This is a genomic window from Rothia sp. P100, from assembly GCF_023712425.1.
Lineage (GTDB): Bacteria > Actinomycetota > Actinomycetes > Actinomycetales > Micrococcaceae > Rothia > Rothia endophytica.
The window spans coordinates 560,207-577,835 of sequence record NZ_JAMAYG010000001.1 but is presented as its reverse complement, the minus strand read 5'-3'; the positions used below and the strand labels follow the sequence as shown (position 1 = coordinate 577,835).

At 58.7% G+C, this 17,629-nt stretch carries 13 protein-coding genes and 2 riboswitches; all 13 genes read left to right on the top strand.

Features of this window, described 5'->3' with window-relative positions; genetic code table 11:
• Positions 1–78: 78 nt before the first annotated feature.
• The 13 genes from modA (at position 79) to gcvP (ending at position 17,585) form a co-directional block, all read left to right on the top strand.
• Positions 79–882, top strand: a complete 804-nt coding sequence (gene modA, locus M3668_RS02650) for a molybdate ABC transporter substrate-binding protein (RefSeq protein WP_346923597.1) — start codon at positions 79–81, stop codon at positions 880–882.
• Positions 883–891: 9 nt separating this feature from the next.
• Positions 892–1,722 (top strand): ABC transporter permease, encoded by an 831-nt coding sequence (locus M3668_RS02645; protein ID WP_251379258.1) that lies wholly within the window; start codon positions 892–894, stop codon positions 1,720–1,722.
• Positions 1,719–3,074, top strand: a complete 1,356-nt coding sequence (locus M3668_RS02640; RefSeq protein ID WP_251379257.1) for a molybdopterin molybdotransferase MoeA — start codon at positions 1,719–1,721, stop codon at positions 3,072–3,074. The genes M3668_RS02645 and M3668_RS02640 overlap by 4 nt, the downstream gene beginning before the upstream one ends.
• 82 nt (positions 3,075–3,156) lie before the next feature.
• The gene (gene moaC, locus M3668_RS02635; protein WP_251379692.1) at positions 3,157–3,648 is read left to right on the top strand and encodes a cyclic pyranopterin monophosphate synthase MoaC; all 492 of its coding nucleotides are present in this window, start codon (positions 3,157–3,159) and stop codon (positions 3,646–3,648) included.
• A 2-nt stretch (positions 3,649–3,650) separates the two neighbouring features.
• A complete protein-coding gene (locus M3668_RS02630; RefSeq protein WP_251379256.1) occupies positions 3,651–4,154 on the top strand; it encodes a MogA/MoaB family molybdenum cofactor biosynthesis protein in 504 nt (167 codons plus the stop codon).
• Positions 4,144–4,641 (top strand): molybdenum cofactor biosynthesis protein MoaE, encoded by a 498-nt coding sequence (locus M3668_RS02625; protein WP_251379255.1) that lies wholly within the window; start codon positions 4,144–4,146, stop codon positions 4,639–4,641. The genes M3668_RS02630 and M3668_RS02625 overlap by 11 nt, the downstream gene beginning before the upstream one ends.
• Before the next feature lie 21 nt (positions 4,642–4,662).
• Positions 4,663–5,904 carry a ThiF family adenylyltransferase gene (locus M3668_RS02620; protein ID WP_251379254.1) on the top strand — a complete coding sequence of 414 codons (1,242 nt, stop codon included), beginning with the start codon at positions 4,663–4,665 and terminating at the stop codon, positions 5,902–5,904.
• A 110-nt stretch (positions 5,905–6,014) separates the two neighbouring features.
• Positions 6,015–9,734: a nitrate reductase subunit alpha gene (locus M3668_RS02615; protein WP_502948946.1), complete on the top strand. Its 3,720-nt coding sequence runs from the start codon at positions 6,015–6,017 to the stop codon at positions 9,732–9,734.
• Positions 9,734–11,368, top strand: coding sequence for a nitrate reductase subunit beta (gene narH / locus M3668_RS02610; protein WP_251379252.1), 1,635 nt, complete (start codon positions 9,734–9,736; stop codon positions 11,366–11,368). The genes M3668_RS02615 and narH overlap by 1 nt, the downstream gene beginning before the upstream one ends.
• A 6-nt stretch (positions 11,369–11,374) precedes the next feature.
• Entirely contained in the window at positions 11,375–12,193 is an 819-nt protein-coding gene (narJ, locus tag M3668_RS02605) for a nitrate reductase molybdenum cofactor assembly chaperone (protein WP_251379251.1), read from the top strand.
• Complete coding sequence (gene narI / locus M3668_RS02600) at positions 12,190–12,972, top strand: respiratory nitrate reductase subunit gamma (protein ID WP_251379250.1); 783 nt, start codon at positions 12,190–12,192, stop codon at positions 12,970–12,972. The genes narJ and narI overlap by 4 nt, the downstream gene beginning before the upstream one ends.
• A 42-nt stretch (positions 12,973–13,014) precedes the next feature.
• Positions 13,015–14,238: an MFS transporter gene (locus M3668_RS02595; RefSeq protein WP_251379249.1), complete on the top strand. Its 1,224-nt coding sequence runs from the start codon at positions 13,015–13,017 to the stop codon at positions 14,236–14,238.
• A gap of 225 nt (positions 14,239–14,463) precedes the next feature.
• Positions 14,464–14,575: riboswitch (glycine riboswitch) on the top strand.
• Position 14,576: 1 nt separating this feature from the next.
• A riboswitch (glycine riboswitch) is annotated at positions 14,577–14,693 on the top strand.
• 57 nt (positions 14,694–14,750) lie between these two features.
• Positions 14,751–17,585, top strand: a complete 2,835-nt coding sequence (gene gcvP / locus M3668_RS02590; RefSeq protein ID WP_251379248.1) for an aminomethyl-transferring glycine dehydrogenase — start codon at positions 14,751–14,753, stop codon at positions 17,583–17,585.
• The last annotated feature ends 44 nt before the right edge of the window (positions 17,586–17,629 follow it).

Sequence of the window (17,629 nt, the reverse complement as noted above, 5' to 3'; positions counted from 1 at the left end):
AGTGCCGCAACACCACTTCATACCACCCTACCGCGGATGCCCAGTTCCGGCGCAAGATAATCTTTCAAGGATAGAACCATCGAAACCTCCGCCCTGCTCAAAAATTCGCGTCTGCTCGCCGGCGCTGTCGCCGTCACCGTACTGGGACTTTCAGCCTGCAACAGCTCAGCGGACCAGGGTGCCGGCGCACAGCAGAGCGCGACGGTAGAGGTTTTTGCCGCGGCCTCCCTCAACAACGCCGGTGCCGATCTTGAAGCCACCTATGAGAACGCCAACCCCGGGGTTGATATCATCTTTAACTTTGCCGGTTCCTCCAAGCTGGTACAGCAGATTCAAGAAGGTGCCACCCCCGATATGCTGATTACCGCTGATGCTCCCACCATGAGCGGCGCCATCGAGAAGACCGAGGAACTGAAGGGGGTCAGCACCGAAGTCATCGCCACCAACGCTCTGGTCCTTGCCACTGCTCACGGTAACCCTGCAGACATCAGCGCTCTGGATGATCTCACCCGCCAGGGAGTCATCACCGCCCTCTGCGCTGCTGAGGTGCCCTGTGGCAAACTTGCTCACCAGGAGCTAAAGGGCAAAAATATTGTGCCTGCTACCGTAACCGAAGAGGCAAACGTGACCGATGTGTCCACCAAGGTCGCCACCGGTGAAGCAGATGCCGGCTTCATCTACACCACCGATGCCGCCTCCATCAAGATGCAGGGCCAGGACATCACCGTGCTTGAGCTACCCGCCTTGGAACGCAACGCCTACCCCCTGGCAGTAACCAAGAGCGGTTCTGTCAATGATGCCGCCAAGAGCTTTGCTGACTGGTTGGCGCACTCTGACGAGGCTTCTGTAATCATGACCGACTACGGATTCACCACCGCCTAAGCTAGAAACGTGAGCAAAACCAGCGCCTTTAGATCCGTACCAGGATTCCTGCTAGCCCCATCACTCCTTGCCTTTCTTGTAGTGCTGGGGCCCATGCTGGGTCTGTTCACCCGTATACCCTGGGCGGACGTCCCGGCTTTGTTCGCTGAACCGGCCATGCTGCAGGCAGCCCGGTTATCCATTGTGACTGCCACCGTCTCAACCCTTATCTGCGGTCTCCTGGGAGCACCCACTGCCTTGATTCTGACTAAGGTACTGGCGCGTAGCCGCTTTGCCTCCTTCACCTTCCCCCTTTATTGCCTGATTTATGCGCCGGTGATTTTCTCCCCGGTGGTTTCTGGTCTGGCGCTTATCTTCTTTTGGGGCCGGCGCGGGGTGCTGGGTTCTTGGCTGACCGAAATGGGAATCTCGGTGGCCTTCAGCCCCCTTGCGGTTATCCTGGCCCAGGTTTTTGTTGCCCTGCCTTTCTTCGTAGCAACTGCCGTCACCACCTTGCGTGCCCTGCCGGTCAGCTATGAGGAAATAGCTCTGGTGGAGGGCGCCAGCCCCGCTGAGGTGACGCGCAAGGTTCTGCTACCGCTGGCCGCCCCCGGTTTGCTCACCGCTTTTTTGCTCTCCTTCGCCAGGGCGCTGGGCGAGTACGGAGCCACCGTCACCTTTGCCGGCAATGTTGCCGGTGCTACCCGCACCATCCCGCTCAATATTGAGTTGGCACTCAGCTCTAACCACATGGACGCCGCGCTTGGCTCCGCTCTGATGCTGATTAGTCTCTACATCCTTATTCTTGGCATCCTGGCGCTTGCCGCCTGGCTGCGCCGTCTGAAAGGAGTTAGCCTGTGAACCCCCTACCCACCTTTCCCCGCCAGAGCACGGTGAGCCCTGCTGATTACCGCCACCTGATTGAAGCGACCCTAGCTGCCACCGTGCAGTGCAGGAGCGAAAAGCTCCCCCTGATTGAGACCTCCGGTAGGGTGCTAGCTCAAGATTTGCGTGCGCTGCGCTCGGTGCCGCACTTCGATAACTCCCAAATGGACGGTTATGCCCTCACAGCCCTGGGCGCTGCCAGAGATGACCGCACCTTCATAGTGGGCGCAGACGTACCCGCAGGGTCTGATGCTCGAGACCTGCCCATCAGAGACGATATTGCCTACCCGATTATGACCGGCGCGCCGCTACCTGCGGGTTATGACGCTGTGGTCCCGGTGGAACGCTCCCGGGTCTTGACGGGGGAGCAGGACGCCGCAGGCTTTGCTCAGCGGGGCGGGCAGATTGACCTGCCGCGGGCAGCTTTTGGGGACTTTGTACGCCGGGTGGGTGAGGACATCGAAGCCGGTGAGCTACTGGCAACAGCCGGCTCCCCGATCACCTCGGCCCTGATTGGCGCACTCGCCTCCCAAGGAATCGGTTCCCTCAAGGTGCGCAGCAGCCCCAGAGTGGTATTGATTACCGGTGGGGATGAAATCACCTTGGATACTGAAGCCGCCCCCGAAAGCGGCAAAATACTGGACGCCAACGGCCCCATGCTCTGCGCACTCGCCGGAGCTGATGGCGCTGAAACTCAGCGGGTGGCTATCGGAGACTCTGTTGAACAGCTGGTGGGAGTTCTCACCCGGCTAGTGCTCAGCTGGCGCCCTGACTTTATGATTACTAGCGGCGGCATCAGCCACGGCAAATACGAGGTGGTACGACTAGCTCTCACCGCCATGATGGAAACTAAGGACGCCCGGGTGCAGGCAGAGCGCACCTGGTTTGGGCACGTTGCCCAGCAACCTGGCGGCCCTCAGGGGGTGTCCCTGCTACGGGCCACTTCCCAGGAGCAGGACGGCGGTGCCCACCTGGTCCCGGTGATTTCATTGCCAGGCAACCCGGTCAGTACCCTTGTCTCCTATGTAGAGCTGGTGCGCCCAGCTCTAGCCCAACTCACCGGTAGGGTAGCACCCCAGCCCCGTCACGGCGTCCTGGCACTAGCGGAAGGGGAGGCGCTGCAAGCCCCGGAAGGTAAAACTCAGTACCGGCGAGCGCGTCTTGAGCGGGTCTTTGAGAGCGACGGAACGGTGCGCACTCTGCTGACCCCTGATCCATTGACTGGCTCCCACCTGCTGCACCGGGCAGCCACCGCCCAGGTGCTGGTCCAGCTAGACCCGGGGGTCACCTACCGTAGCGGGGACGTTGCCTTATACCTTCCGCTCTGACCCGGGAACGCCTCTGCCTTAATGAAGTATCATGGATACTAAATTTCACCGCCTGACCACCTCAATCTGCTCTAAGGACTCCATGACTACCCCAGAACCTCAGGCACACCTTACCCACGTCCGCACTGACGGTAGCGCTCACATGGTGGATGTCACCGATAAGGCGATTACCACCCGCACCGCTGTTGCTGAAGGTTATGTGATCACCAGGCCCGATGTCATCGAACAACTCTTTGACGCCACCCTGCCTAAGGGTGACGCTCTGCCCGTAGCCCGCGTTGCCGGCATCATGGGGGCCAAAAAGACCCCCGAAATTATCCCCCTCTGCCACCCTCTGCCCCTGGGCAAAATTACGGTGGACTTCCAGCGGATGGAGGACCGGGTACGTATTGAAGCGCTGGTGAAGACCACCGGAGTCACCGGTGTAGAAATGGAAGCCCTCACCGCTGTATCTACTGCCTCCCTCACGGTCTTTGACATGATTAAGGCAGTCGATAAGCAGGCCACTATCACAGGTCTTCGAGTGCTAGAAAAAAGCGGCGGAAAATCGGGCGATTGGTCGGTGGAGCGCTAATCATGGGTAAAAATTACACACTGCCCGAGGGGCTGACCGGCTTAGTCATCGTTGCCTCAACTCGAGCTGCCCGCGGAATCTACCGCGATGAATCCGGCCCTGTGGCGGTTGAATGGTTGCGGTCCCGAGGCTTTGAGACCCCTGAAGCGGTCGTGGTAGCTGACGCTGATTTTGGCCCCTACTTTGATGGGCTGGTTGCCGCAGGAAACCTGCCTACCTTCATTCTCACTAGCGGTGGAACCGGGCTGAACACCGATGACATGACCGTTGAGGCCGTGTGTGCCCACCTAGATAAAGAAGTGCCGGGCATGATGCATGCTTTCTGGGCGCAGGGGCTGAACCACACTCCCACCGCCGTGCTCTCGCGCGGCGTTGCCGGTGTAATTGGGCGTAGCTTCATCATGACCCTACCCGGCTCTAAGGGTGGGGTGAAGGACGGCTGCACCGTATTAGACCCCCTGGTCACCCATATTTGCCGCCAGATGGAGGACTACCATGACCACTAAAGACGCCAACCCCTACGCGGACAGCCCGCTTGAACCTCACGGTTCAACCGTGGTGCACACCGCTATCACCGAAGAACCCCTGGAGCCACTACTCGCTGCAGCCAAGCGTCAGACCATGACCCAGCAGATGGGTGCACTGGTGATCTTTGACGGTATTGTGCGCAATCACGACCACGGGCAAGCGGTCGCTGCCCTCAGCTATTCTGCTCACCCGCAAGCCCAAGACTTTATGGAGCGCACCGTGCAAGGTGTTGCCGATCAGCTAGCAGGTGTGCGGCTTTGGGCTGTGCACCGCGTGGGCCCCATTGCTATCGGTGAATCAGCCCTCACCGTGGTGGCGGCTGCCGCCCACCGAGGACTGGCATTCACCGCCTGCGAGATGGTCGCTGACCGCATTAAGGCAAATGTGCCCATCTGGAAAGAACAGGAACTGACCGACGGCGCCGTGGAATGGGTGGGGATCGACACCCCACCGGCCGCCCGCTAACCACCACGGAGATAAGACACCATGACCGCACCAGCTGACTTCAGCCCCCTGGAATACAAGCTCTACGGGCGGCAAATGATTCTGCCCGAGCTAGGCCAGTCTGGGCAGCAGAAACTTAAGGACGCCAAGGTGGCAGTCATCGGCGCAGGGGGTCTGGGTGCTCCTGCTCTGCTTTACCTGGCAGGTGCCGGGGTGGGCACCGTGGTGCTAATCGATGATGACGAAGTAGAGATTTCCAATCTGCACCGGCAGGTTATTCACTCCTTCGCCCGGGTGGGAACCGCCAAGGCAGACTCGGCTGCTCAAACCATGCGCGAACTTAACCCCACCATTACGGTGCAGGTGTTCAAAGAACGTCTCACCGACGCTAACGCAGACAGCCTCCTACAGGGAGCAACCGTGCTGATGGACGGTAGCGATAACTTTGCCACCCGATACGCTGCCTCCCGAGCTGCCGCCCGCGCCGGTATTCCTCACGTCTGGGGCGCAATTTTGGGCTTTGACGCACAGATGAGCGTCTTTTGGCGCGATCAAGCACCCGTCTATGAAGATCTTTACCCGGTAGAGCCGGCCCCCGGCTCGGTGCCCAACTGCGCCACTGCCGGCGTCATCGGGGCGCTCGCCGGGGTGGTGGGTACCTCCATGGCGATGGAAACCATCAAACTCATCACCGGCGTGGGCCAGCCACTCACCGGGCAGGTTGGCTACTACACCGGACTAACTGGAAGGTGGGAATACATCCCCTTAGTTGCTTTACCTCGGGAGCCTGCTAAGGCCCCCAATGCACCTGAGCCGATGCTGGACGAAAAGCCGGCACTTGGTGAGCCTCAGAACGCCACTCAGGGCCTGGTTCGTGATGCATCTCAGATCGCCACCCAGCAGCCAAAAAACCTTAGTGATATAGACAATATTTTTAGGGTGGGTGAAGCCAGCCCTTATGGCCTAGATATTACTTTTGACGACTATTTCGACAGCGGTGACTTCGCGGGGGTGCCTCTCATTGACGTCCGTGAGCCGCATGAGTTTGAAGCGCTTTCTATACCGGGAGCCATCAATCTGCCCCTGTCGGTTATTGAGTCGGTGGGCGAAAACCGCAGCATTGACCAAGAAATAAAGCGGATTTTGCCGGAAAAACAGGCTGCTTACGCCCTCTACTGTGCTGCCGGCGTCCGCTCGCGCACTGCCGCACAAAAACTTCTCACCCTGGGGTATGGCAGTCTCTATAGCCTCGAAGGAGGAATTTCAGCCTGGCTTGCCCGTTAGGGGAGAGGTTCCCAAAGCTTGAACTGTAAAATATTCACCCCTTTGTTCCCGAATTAGGATAGATTTTTATTCGGTATTTTCTGTGCGAATATTTCGGTAGAGTGATGTTCATGACTCAGCAGGCATCACACACCGCGGGCCCTGACGGCCCTCTCACCGACAAACTGATTAAATTCGGTAAGTTCTTCACTAAGTGGGACGAAACCGACGACGGCCGTGCAGCTTTCTTGCAGGGCGGTCGTCAGGGCGATATCTTCTATCGCAACCGCTGGAGCTATGACAAGGTTGTCCGCTCCACCCACGGCGTGAACTGTACAGGCTCCTGCTCCTGGCAGGTCTTCGTCAAGGACGGCGTCATCACCTGGGAAGCCCAGGCAACTGACTACCCGACCATTGGCCCTGACCGCCCTGAGTATGAGCCCCGCGGCTGCCCCCGTGGCGCAGCCTTCTCCTGGTACACCTACTCACCGACCCGCGTGAAGTACCCCTACGTCCGCGGTGTCCTGCTCGAAATGTACCGTGAAGCCCGCGCCCGCCTGAACGACCCCGTGGACGCCTGGCACTCTATCGTTTCTGACCCTGAAAAGCGCCGCCGCTACACCTCAGCTCGCGGTAAGGGTGGTCTGGTGCGCGGCACTTGGGCAGAAGCCCTTGAAATGGTAGTTGCAGCTCAGATCCACACCATCAAAACCTACGGGCCTGACCGTAACATCGGCTTCTCGCCCATCCCCGCTAAGTCCATGGTCTCCCACGCCTCTGGCGCTCGTTACATCGAGCTGATGGGTGGCGTTATGACCTCCTTTTACGACTGGTACGCCGACCTGCCCGTCGCATCACCCCAGGTCTTCGGTGACCAGACCGACGTGCGCGAATCAGGTGACTGGTGGGATGCCACCTACCTGATGATGTGGGGCTCCAACATCCCCGTCACGCGTACCCCTGACGCCCACTGGATGGCTGAGGTACGCTACCGCGGTACCAAGGTCGTCTCGGTCTCCCCGGACTACGCCGATAACACTAAGTTCGCCGATGAATGGTTGCCTGCCCAGCCCGGTACCGATGCCGCTCTAGCGATGGCTATGGGCCACGTCATCCTCAAGGAAAACTTTGTGGATCGCCGTGTGGAGTTCTTCGAGGACTACACCAGCACCTACACCGATTTCCCCTTCCTGGTGACCTTGGAAACCCGCGAAGACGGCACCAAGGTGCCTTCCAAGTTCCTAACTGCAGCTAACCTGGTAGAGCACAAAGAGGTTGCAGATGCTGCCTTCAAGACCGCCCTGCTCAACCGTGAAACCGGCGAGGTCGTTGTGCCCAACGGTTCAATGGGCTACCGCTACAACAAGGAAGACGAAGGCAAGTGGAACCTGGATCTGCAGGGCGTCAAGCCTGCTCTGTCCATCCTTGACCTGCCCAGCGGCAGCGAAAAGAACGTTGAGATTCTGCTCCCCGCCTTCGATGAGCCCTCGGGGCGCGGTAAGGTAATGACTCGTGGAGTCCCCACTATCACCGTTGAGGGTTTTGAGGTCACCACTGTCTTTGACCTCATGCTCGCCCAGTACGGTGTGGGCCGCGCCGGCATCCCCGGCCAGTTTGCTACCGGTTTTGACGATGCCAGCGTGCAGTACACCCCTGCCTGGCAGTCAGAAATCACCTCGGTTCCCGCCGAAGCTGCGATCCGTACCGCCCGCGAATTCGCCCAGAACTCCATTGACTCTAAGGGCCGCACCATGATCATCATGGGTGCAGGTATCTGCCAGTGGTACCACGGCGATGCCACTTATCGCTCCATCCTTGCTCTGCTCATTATGTGCGGTGCTGAGGGGCGTAACGGTGGCGGCTGGGCTCACTACGTGGGCCAGGAAAAGGCTCGCCCCATCACCGGCTGGGCTCACATGGCTAACGCACTGGACTGGTGCCGCCCGCCCCGCACCCAGGCTGGCACCAGTTTCTGGTACATGCACACCGATCAGTTCCGTCAGGACGGCTACTCATCCGAGGCCATGCAGTCCCCACTTGCTAAGGGCGAACTCAAGGGTGTTCACACCGCTGACCTTCTGGCCCGCGCCGTACGCATGGGCTGGACTCCCTTCTACCCCCAGTTCCCCGAAAACCCTCTGGAGCTGGCAGAAAAGGGCGCCGCTGCCGCTGCAGCTGGCACAGCCGAATCACCTGCTGACTACATTGCTCAGCGTCTGAACTCAGGTGACCTGGAATTCTCGGTAGAGCACCCCGATGCGCCGGCCAACTGGCCCCGCACCCTCATGCTCTGGCGTAACAACCTGCTGGGTTCATCAGCTAAGGGTGAGCAGTACTTCTTGCGCCATCTGCTTGGCAATGAGAATTCCAATATCGCCGAGGACGCTGAAACCCGCCCCTCAGAGGTGCGCTGGGAAGAGGACGCCCCGGTCGGCAAGCTGGACCTGCTGGTTACCACCGACTTCCGCATGACCTCATCCACCCTGTCGTCCGACATCGTTTTCCCCGCTGCCACCTGGTATGAGAAGCACGATATTTCCTCGACCGACATGCACCCCTACATCCATGCCTTCTCACCGGCCATCGACCCGCCTTGGGAAACCAAGACTGACCACCAGGTCTTCAAGGAACTGGCTTACGTCTTCTCGAAGGTTGCTAAGAAGCACCTGGGCGTGCGCAAGGACCTGGTCTCGGTGCCCCTGCAGCACGATACCCCCGGCCAGATTGCCCAGCCCGGTGGCCATGCCCCCGACTGGAAGAACAAGGGGATTAAAGGTATTCCCGGTAAGAACATGCCGGTCTTTGCAGTGGTTGAGCGTGACTACGGTGCCCTCTACGATATGTACACCTCGGTAGGGCCTCTGCTCTCAAAGCTGGGCACCACTACCAAGGCTGTCACCGTGGACGTCAACGACGAGCTAGCAGCCCTGGCTGAAGAGCACGGCGTGATGGGCACCGGTAAGGGCGCAGGTCTTCCTGCCCTGGATACCGACGTCAAACTGGCCGATACCATCCTGGCTCTCTCCGGCACATCCAACGGCCCCGTGGCCATCAAGGGTTTCAAGGCTCTGGAGAAGCGCGTGGGCAAGAAGATGCACCACCTGGCAGAAGGTAACGAAGAGAAGCGCATCCGCTTCCGCGATACCCAGGACCGCCCCGTTCCCGTCTTTACCTCACCCGAGTGGTCAGGTAGCGAAACCGGCGGACGCCGCTACGCACCCTTTACCCTCAATATCGAGCAGCTCAAGCCCTTCCACACCCTCACCGGTCGTATGCACTTCTTCTTGGATCACGACTGGATGAGCGAGATGGGCGAGCAGATGCCGCTCTACCGCCCGCCGCTGGATATGCACAACCTCTTCGGTGAGCCCGAACTGGGCGAAACCGGTGACCTGTCAGTGGCTGTTCGTTACGTGACGGTTCATAATAAGTGGGCTATCCACTCCTCCTACCACGACAACCTCTACATGCAGACCCTTTCACGCGGTGGCACCCACGCCTGGATGAGCCCGCAGGATGCAGAGAAGATTGGCGTCAAGGACCACGACTGGATCGAGTGCGAGAACAACAACGGTGTCTTCGTTGGCCGCGCTGTTGTCTCCCACCGAATGCCCGAAGGCGTTGTCTACGTGCACCATGCCCAGGAACGCCTGGTCAACGTGCCCAAGGCAGAACGTACCGGGCGCCGCGGCGGTATTCACAACTCCGTCACCCGCATCCTGGTCAAGCCCACCCACCTCATCGGTGGTTACGCTCACCTTTCCTACGCCTTCAACTACCTGGGCCCCACCGGTAACCAGCGTGATATTGTTTCCCGAATTCGCCGCCGCAAGCAGGAGGTAACCTACTAATGCGCGTCATGGCACAAGTTTCTATGATTATGGCACTCGACAAGTGCCTGGGCTGTCACACCTGTTCTGTGACCTGTAAGCAGGCATGGACCAACCGTGCTGGCACCGAATACGTCTGGTTCAACAATGTTGAAACCCGCCCGGGTCAGGGCTACCCTCGCCGTTACGAGGACCAGGAGAAGTGGAAGGGCGGCTGGACGCTGAATAAGCGCGGACGCCTGGAGCTCAAGAGCGGTAACCGTTTCAAAAAGCTCTTTACCCTCTTCGCCTCACCGGTTCAGCCCGAGCTCTCGGACTACTATGAGCCCTGGACCTATGACTACGAGAACCTGATTAATGCACCTCTGGGGGACGATTTCCCCACCGCTAGGCCTAAGTCGCTGATTACCGGCGAGGACACCTCGATTGAGTGGGGTCCCAACTGGGACGATAACCTGGGTGGCTCCAGCGAAAACGGTCACCTTGACCCGCTGGTTGAGAAGGTACGCCAGCAGTCAGAAGAGAAGATTAAGTTCGAATTCGAACGCACCTTCATGTTCTACCTGCCCCGTATCTGCGAGCACTGCCTCAACCCCTCCTGCATGGCATCCTGCCCTTCAGGCGCTATCTACAAGCGCGAAGAGGACGGCATCGTTCTCGTGGACCAGAACCAGTGCCGCGGCTGGCGTCAGTGCATCACCGGCTGCCCCTATAAGAAGATTTACTTCAACCACAAGAGCGGCAAGGCAGAGAAATGTACTTTCTGCTACCCCCGCATCGAGCACGGTATTCCCACCGTCTGTGCTGAGACCTGTGTTGGCCGTATGCGCTACATCGGTATCTTCCTCTACGACGCCGACCGCATCACCGAGGCTGCTTCAGTGCCCGATGAAAAGCAGCTCTACCAGGCCCAGCTAGACATCATGCTGGATCCTTTTGACCCCGAGGTCATTCGTGCGGCCAAGGAGCAGGATATCCCTGATTCCTGGATTCAGGCAGCTCAGAAGTCACCGGTCTACAAGCTGGCTAAAGAATGGAAGATTGCCCTTCCTCTGCACCCCGAATACCGCACCATGCCCATGGTCTGGTACGTTCCTCCGCTCTCACCCATCATCGACCTCCTCAAGGAACAGGGCCACGATGCTGAGAGTCAAACCAACCTCTTTGGTGCCATCGACTCCCTGCGTATTCCCGTGGAATACCTGGCAGAGCTCTTCACCGCTGGCGACACCACCATCATTACCGATGTGCTCAAGAAGCTGGCTGCCATGCGTGCCTACATGCGTGACATCACCCTCGGTGGCACCGGCAACGAAGAAATTGCTTCTCAGGTAGGTATGACCGGCGCTGAAATGTACGAGATGTACCGCCTTATGGCGATCTCCAAGTACGAAGAGCGCTACGTCATCCCCCCTGCACACATGGAAGATGCCCATAACCTCGAAGAAACCGGCTGCTCGCTCGATACTGACGGTGGCCCCGGCATGCTCTACGATAGCGCTTTCAACGATCCTGGTGACCGCCCCGTCCCCGTCTCGGCAGGTAGCTACGCTAATCAGGCACGCCAGGATGGCAAGGTCAATATCTTCATGTGGGATGGTAAGACACACCCTGAGGGTATGTTCCCCGATACCAGCGGCAGCAAGAGGGTCTAGTTCTTCATGGCTGGATTTTTCTCTCAACTCCTGAAGCGGAATGCAGTTGAGGCCCTACCTCAGTTGCCCGCCTCGGGCGACCCCTTTGACATGGACTGGGGGAGCGGCCAAGAGCTGGACGCGGTGACCTACCAGGTCACCTCCGTTCTGCTCCGCTACCCCAGCGAAGAAACCCGGGCGCTGCTACCAGAACTCCTAGAACTGGCAGCAGAGACCGGCAACGAGCAGTTCCTGACCGGCGTCCGCGCTGTACAAGATTGGTACGCTACCTCATCCCTAGAAGAGATGCAGGCGCACTACGTGCAGGAGTACGACCTTTCCCGCCGCCATTCTTTCCATCTGTCCTACTGGACTGAGGGCGATACCCGCCGTCGCGGTGAAGCCCTGACCCGTTTCAAGCAGATGTACCGTGACTCAGGTATGGTTACCAATCTGCAGGGGGAGCTGCCCGACTACCTGCCCATGGTGCTGGAATTCACCGCACTGGTGGATGCCCGAGCTGGCCGAGCAGCCCTGCAAGCCTACCGCCCATCCCTAGAGCTACTGCGTCTGGCGCTACGCGATGATGAGCTGCCCTACTATGGGCTAGTTGAGGCAGTATGCCAGAGCTTGCCCGGGGTTTCACCCGAAACCCAGGCTGAGGTTCAAAATATGGTCAACGTTGGACCTCCCAAAGAGGATGTCGGGCTAGCTCAGCTTCCTGCTAGCGACCCGCGCCTCCTACCCCTTCTTCTGCCACATGAGCAGAGACCCGGTGCCCGGGTGGGCGCCGATAAAACAGCCCCCTTCGCCGCACAGCGATCACAGAACGGAGCCCACCAGTGAACCTAACACCCCTTGATTACTTCCTCTGGGGTATCTTCCCCTACATCACCCTAGCAATCGTCATTGGTGGCACCATCTGGCGCTACAAGACAGACCAGTTTGGTTGGACCACCCGTTCATCGCAGATGTACGAATCCAAGTTGCTGCGTATCGCCTCGCCCATGTTCCACTACGGCATCCTGGTCGTCCTGGTAGGGCACATCGTTGGTCTAGTGATTCCTAAATCCTGGACCGACGCTGTGGGTATCTCCGAGTACTTCTACCACCTGAACGCACTGTGGCTTGGCTCTGTCGCAGCGGTAGCTACCCTCGTTGGCCTCTTCGCCATGATTTACCGCCGCCGCACCTCAGCTACCGTTTTCCGGGCTACCACCTGGAACGATAAGTTGATGTACGTGGCACTGGCGAGCGCCATTGTGCTGGGTTCAGTAGCAACCCTCTTCAACGCTCTGGAGATCGAGGGTGAGCATAACTACCGTGAGACCGTGTCGGTCTGGTTCCGTTCCATCTTCTACTTCAACCCCAATGTTGAGGCGATGGCTAACGCGACCACCTCCTTCCACATTCACGTGATTGTTGCCCTACTACTCTTCTGCCTCTGGCCCTTTACCCGCCTGGTGCATGCCTTCACAGCGCCGCTCCACTACATCTTCCGCCCCTACATCGTTTACCGTTCCCGCGGCAAGCGCAACCACCAGCGCGGCTGGTCACCGGTAGGCACCGCGGATTCGGTGAACAAAGACGCCAAGCGTGTTGAGCGTCAGCATCACCACTCCTAAAAAATTTCATACACACCATTTGTTCCTAAGGATCTATACACTATGAGCACTCCCGCAGTCGCAGAACGCGACCCGCAGCTCAAAGGTCAGCTGAAGTACGTCATCATGGCAGCCTGTGCTTCTATGATTGGTTTCTGGGGGTGGACCATGATTGGCCCCCTGGCTAAGTACTACACCGAAACCTACGGCCTGACCGAAGGGCAGCGTTCCCTACTCATCGCTATGCCCGTTATCGTAGGCTCTATCGCCCGTATCCCGGTAGGTGCCCTGACTGACCGCTACGGCGGACGCATCATGTTCACCATCATGCTGATCTTCACAGGCTCCATGGTGCTGGTGACCGGTCTGGTAGGTCAGATGGGTAACTTTAACCTGCTGCTAATTGCTGCTTTCTTTCTTGGTATCGGCGGCTCAATCTTCGCTGTGGGTATTCCCTTCTCTGCCGCATGGTTTGAGCCCCATCGCAAGGGCCTTGCAACCGGTATCTTCGGTATGGGTATGGTGGGTACTGCTTGTGCTGCATTCTTCAACCCCCGCATGCTCAACGCTTTTGGCTACTTCCCAACCCACCTCATCATGGCTTGTGTCGCTCTGACCTACGCCGTCATCGTCTGGATTTTTATCCGCGACTCACCGGTCATGAAAGCTCGCACCCCTGAGCCTGTAGTGCCCAAGATTATCAACGTTTCTCAGAAGCTCATCACCTGGCAGCTTTGCTTTATCTACGCCGTCGGCTTCGGTGCTTTCGTTGCTTTCTCTAACTTCCTCTCCACCTACACCCAGAAAATCTACGATTTTGACCCGGTAGCTGGTGGCACCTTTGCGGCTATGTTCGCTGTCTGCGCTGTGATTGCGCGCCCCTTCGGCGGTGTGGCAGCAGATAAGTTTGGCGGCAAGAACACCACCATCCTGGTCTTCATCGCTATGGCTGTCCTTGGTTTCTTCGTGGCTCAGGCTCCCGCTTCGACCACCGTGAACACCGTGCTTTTCATTGCGCTGGCACTCTGCGTAGGCTTCTCTACCGGTACCCTGTACGGCTGGTTGGGTAAGGCCTGCCGCCCGCAGGACACCGGTACCATCTCCGGTTTGGTCTCGGCCGCTGGTGGCCTGGGTGGTTACTTCCCGCCGCTCATCATGGGCGCAGTCTTTACTGATTACGGCGACTACTTCTGGGGCATTATGTTCTTCGTTGGAGCCTGTGTAGTTTCTGTACTGGTATCCCTCTGGATGGAAAACGATCGCCAGAAGGCAGCACTTGCCGCCTAATCTGATGCTTCCCGGCTCGTTCTGAAAAGGACGGCGGGGTGTCACCTCCCTTTTACAGTAGGGGAGCGGCACCCCGTTGTCTTTTCTGTTTTCCTTTTTGTTGCGGTTTTGAGGTGGCTTAGCCAAAAGGGGATAAGCCTGCCTGGAGCAAAATCCTTGGAAGGCGCCCCGTATGGTGCGGGCCTGTAACATGTGGCACAATAAGGAGGGAAACAAATAGAGCCGTTATGCTAATGCGGGAGAGACCGGAAGAGTCGTGGTTGAGGGACTGCGCCCCGGCGCCGAAGGAGCAAACCCTCCCCGGGAAACTCTCAGGCAAATGTACCGCTTAGATATGGCAACTCTGGAGACGGCGCTAGTTTGGCGCCAACCGAAGGGGCAAAATCTGCTTGCACACCCGCGCGTGATGGGTGGTGCGCAGACTAAAACTCTCAGGTTTTAACAGAGCGGGGAGGACACCCACCTACCCAAGCAGGGTAGGCAGGCTTACCGAGAACGCTTTGGAGTGTCCCATGTCATTCATCGACCGTCACCTTGGCCCCCGTGGGCGCGAGACCGAAACCATGCTCAGCACCCTGGGCTACGATTCATTGGCTAACCTCATTGACGAGGTGATTCCCTCCAACATTCGCTTAGACGGCGACCTAGATTTACCAGCTCCCCTGAGTGAGTTGGAAGCTCAGAAGAAAATTGCTAGCTATGCCGCTCAGAACCAGGTGAAGCACCAGATGATTGGTGCCGGCTACTATGACACCATCACCCCTGCGGTCATTCGCCGCAACATTCTGGAGAACCCCGGTTGGTATACTTCCTACACCCCCTACCAGCCAGAAATTTCTCAGGGTCGCTTGGAGGCTCTGCTGAACTTCCAGAACACCGTCATGGAACTGACCGGTCTGCCAGTAGCCAATGCCTCCTTGCTCGATGAAGCTACTGCCACTGCTGAAGCTGCCGTGCTCATGCACCGGGCTAACCGCAAAATCAAAAACGGTTTCTTCGCCATTGACTCCCGCGCTCTGCCTCAGACGCTCTCAGTAGTTCGAGGCCGTGCTGAAGCTCTTGATATTCCTTTTGAAGTCACCGACTTCAACCAGGGGCTTCCCGAAGGCGACCTCTACGGCGTCATCCTCGCAGCCCCCGGTCACGATGGTGAAGTGCGAGATATTGAACCTCTGATTAAGGAAGCCAAGGAGCGCGGCGCACTGGTTACTGTTGCCGCTGATTTGCTTTCTCTCACCCTGCTGACCAGCCCCGGTTCCCTGGGTGCCGATATTGCTGTGGGCTCCACCCAGCGTTTCGGCCTGCCTTTCTGGTACGGCGGCCCCCACGCTGCTTACATGGCGGTCACCAAGGGCATGGAACGCAACCTGCCTGGCCGTCTGGTCGGCGTCTCTAAGGACTCTGCAGGTAAGCCCGCCTACCGTCTGGCGCTGCAGACCCGCGAACAGCACATCCGCCGTGAGAAGGCGACCTCCAACATCTGTACCGCCCAGGCACTGCTAGCCATCGCAGCGGGCGCCTACGCGGTCTACCACGGCCCCGAAGGTATGCGCGCTATCGCTAACCGCCTGCACGATAATGCAGCCCGCGTGGCGACTGCCCTGGTCGCCACTGGTCTCACCCTGGTCCACGAGAACTTCTTTGACACCGTTGCATTCGAGGCTCCCGGCCGCGCTGACGAACTGGTCGCCAAAGCACTAGAAGCTGGCGTGAACATCCGCAAGCTTTCCGCCGACCGCATCTGCCTATCCATCGGTGAATCCCACTCCGAAGAGGTTCTGGATGCCCTGGTCAATGCCCTGGGTGGAACCCTGGACGAGGCTGAAGGCTACGAGCTGCCCAGCGAACTGTTGCGCACCGATGACTACATGAGTCACCCGGTCTTCCACCTCTACCGTTCAGAGACCTCCATGATGCGCTACCTGCGTGCACTCTCTGACAAGGACCTAGCGCTGGACCGCACCATGATTCCGCTAGGTTCCTGCACCATGAAACTCAACGCCGCAGCTGAGATGGAACCCATTTCCTGGCCCGAACTCGCCGGTATCCACCCCAATGTACCCGCTGATCAGGCTCAGGGCTGGAAGGCACTCATTGATGAGCTGTCTAACTGGCTGGTTGAAATCACCGGCTACGATGCTATCTCCCTGCAGCCTAACTCAGGTGCCTCTGGCGAATACGCCGGTCTGCGCGCTATTCGCGCCTACCACGAGTCCAATGGGGACACCCAACGCACCGTCGTATTGATTCCCAACTCGGCTCACGGCACCAATGCTGCCTCCGCTGCACTAGCAGGACTGGGAGTTGCCGGCGTTGCTACCGCCCCCGACGGTTCCATTGACGTTGAGGATCTTAAGGCAAAGATCGAAAAGTACGGCGACACCATCGCCGGCATCATGATCACCTATCCCTCCACTCACGGTGTTTTCGAAGAGCAGGTCGTAGAGGTTTGCCAGCTGGTTCACGACGCCGGTGGACAGGTCTACGTTGACGGCGCTAACCTCAACGCCCAGATGGGTCTGGCGCAGCCCGGTAAGTTCGGTGGCGACGTATCCCACCTGAACCTGCACAAGACCTTCGCTATTCCCCACGGTGGCGGCGGCCCCGGCGTCGGCCCCGTAGCTGTCGGTGCCCATCTGGAGAAGTACCTGCCCGGTAACGGCTTCGAAGCCGATGCAGAGGGCAACCTGGCAGCACCCCTACCCATCTCCCAGGCAATGTTCGGCTCAGCCGGTGTACTTCCCATCTCCTGGATGTACATCGCTATGACCGGTGCAGAAGGTCTGCGCGAATCATCCGAAATCGCCATCCTCTCTGCCAACTACATCGCCAAGAAACTAAGAGGCCTCTACCCCGTACTCTACGCAGGTGAAACCGGCCTGGTAGCCCACGAATGCATCCTTGACCTGCGCCAGCTTACCGCGGACTCAGGCATCACCGCAGAGGACGTCTGCAAGCGCCTCATGGACTACGGCTTCCACGCCCCCACCCTATCCTTCCCCGTACCCGGCACCCTCATGGTCGAGCCCACCGAGTCAGAATCCCTGGCAGAGCTAGACCGCTTCATTGAAGCAATGGAACACATCCACGCGGAAATCCAGGAAGTCATCGATGGGACTGTTACCGCTGAAGAATCAGTTCTTCGCCAGGCGCCCCACACCGCCGAGGTTGTCACCGCAGACGAATGGGACCGCCCCTACCCCCGCTCTCAGGCGGCCTACCCCGTGCCCGCCCTACGCCTGAACAAGTACTTCACCAGCGTAGGCCGCATCGACGGTGCCGGCGGCGACCGCAACTTCGTCTGCGAATGCCCGCCCATGGAAGCCTTCGACCTCGAAGCTAACTAGGTATCCAACACTTGGATATGGCTTTTCACAGGTACTAATACTTC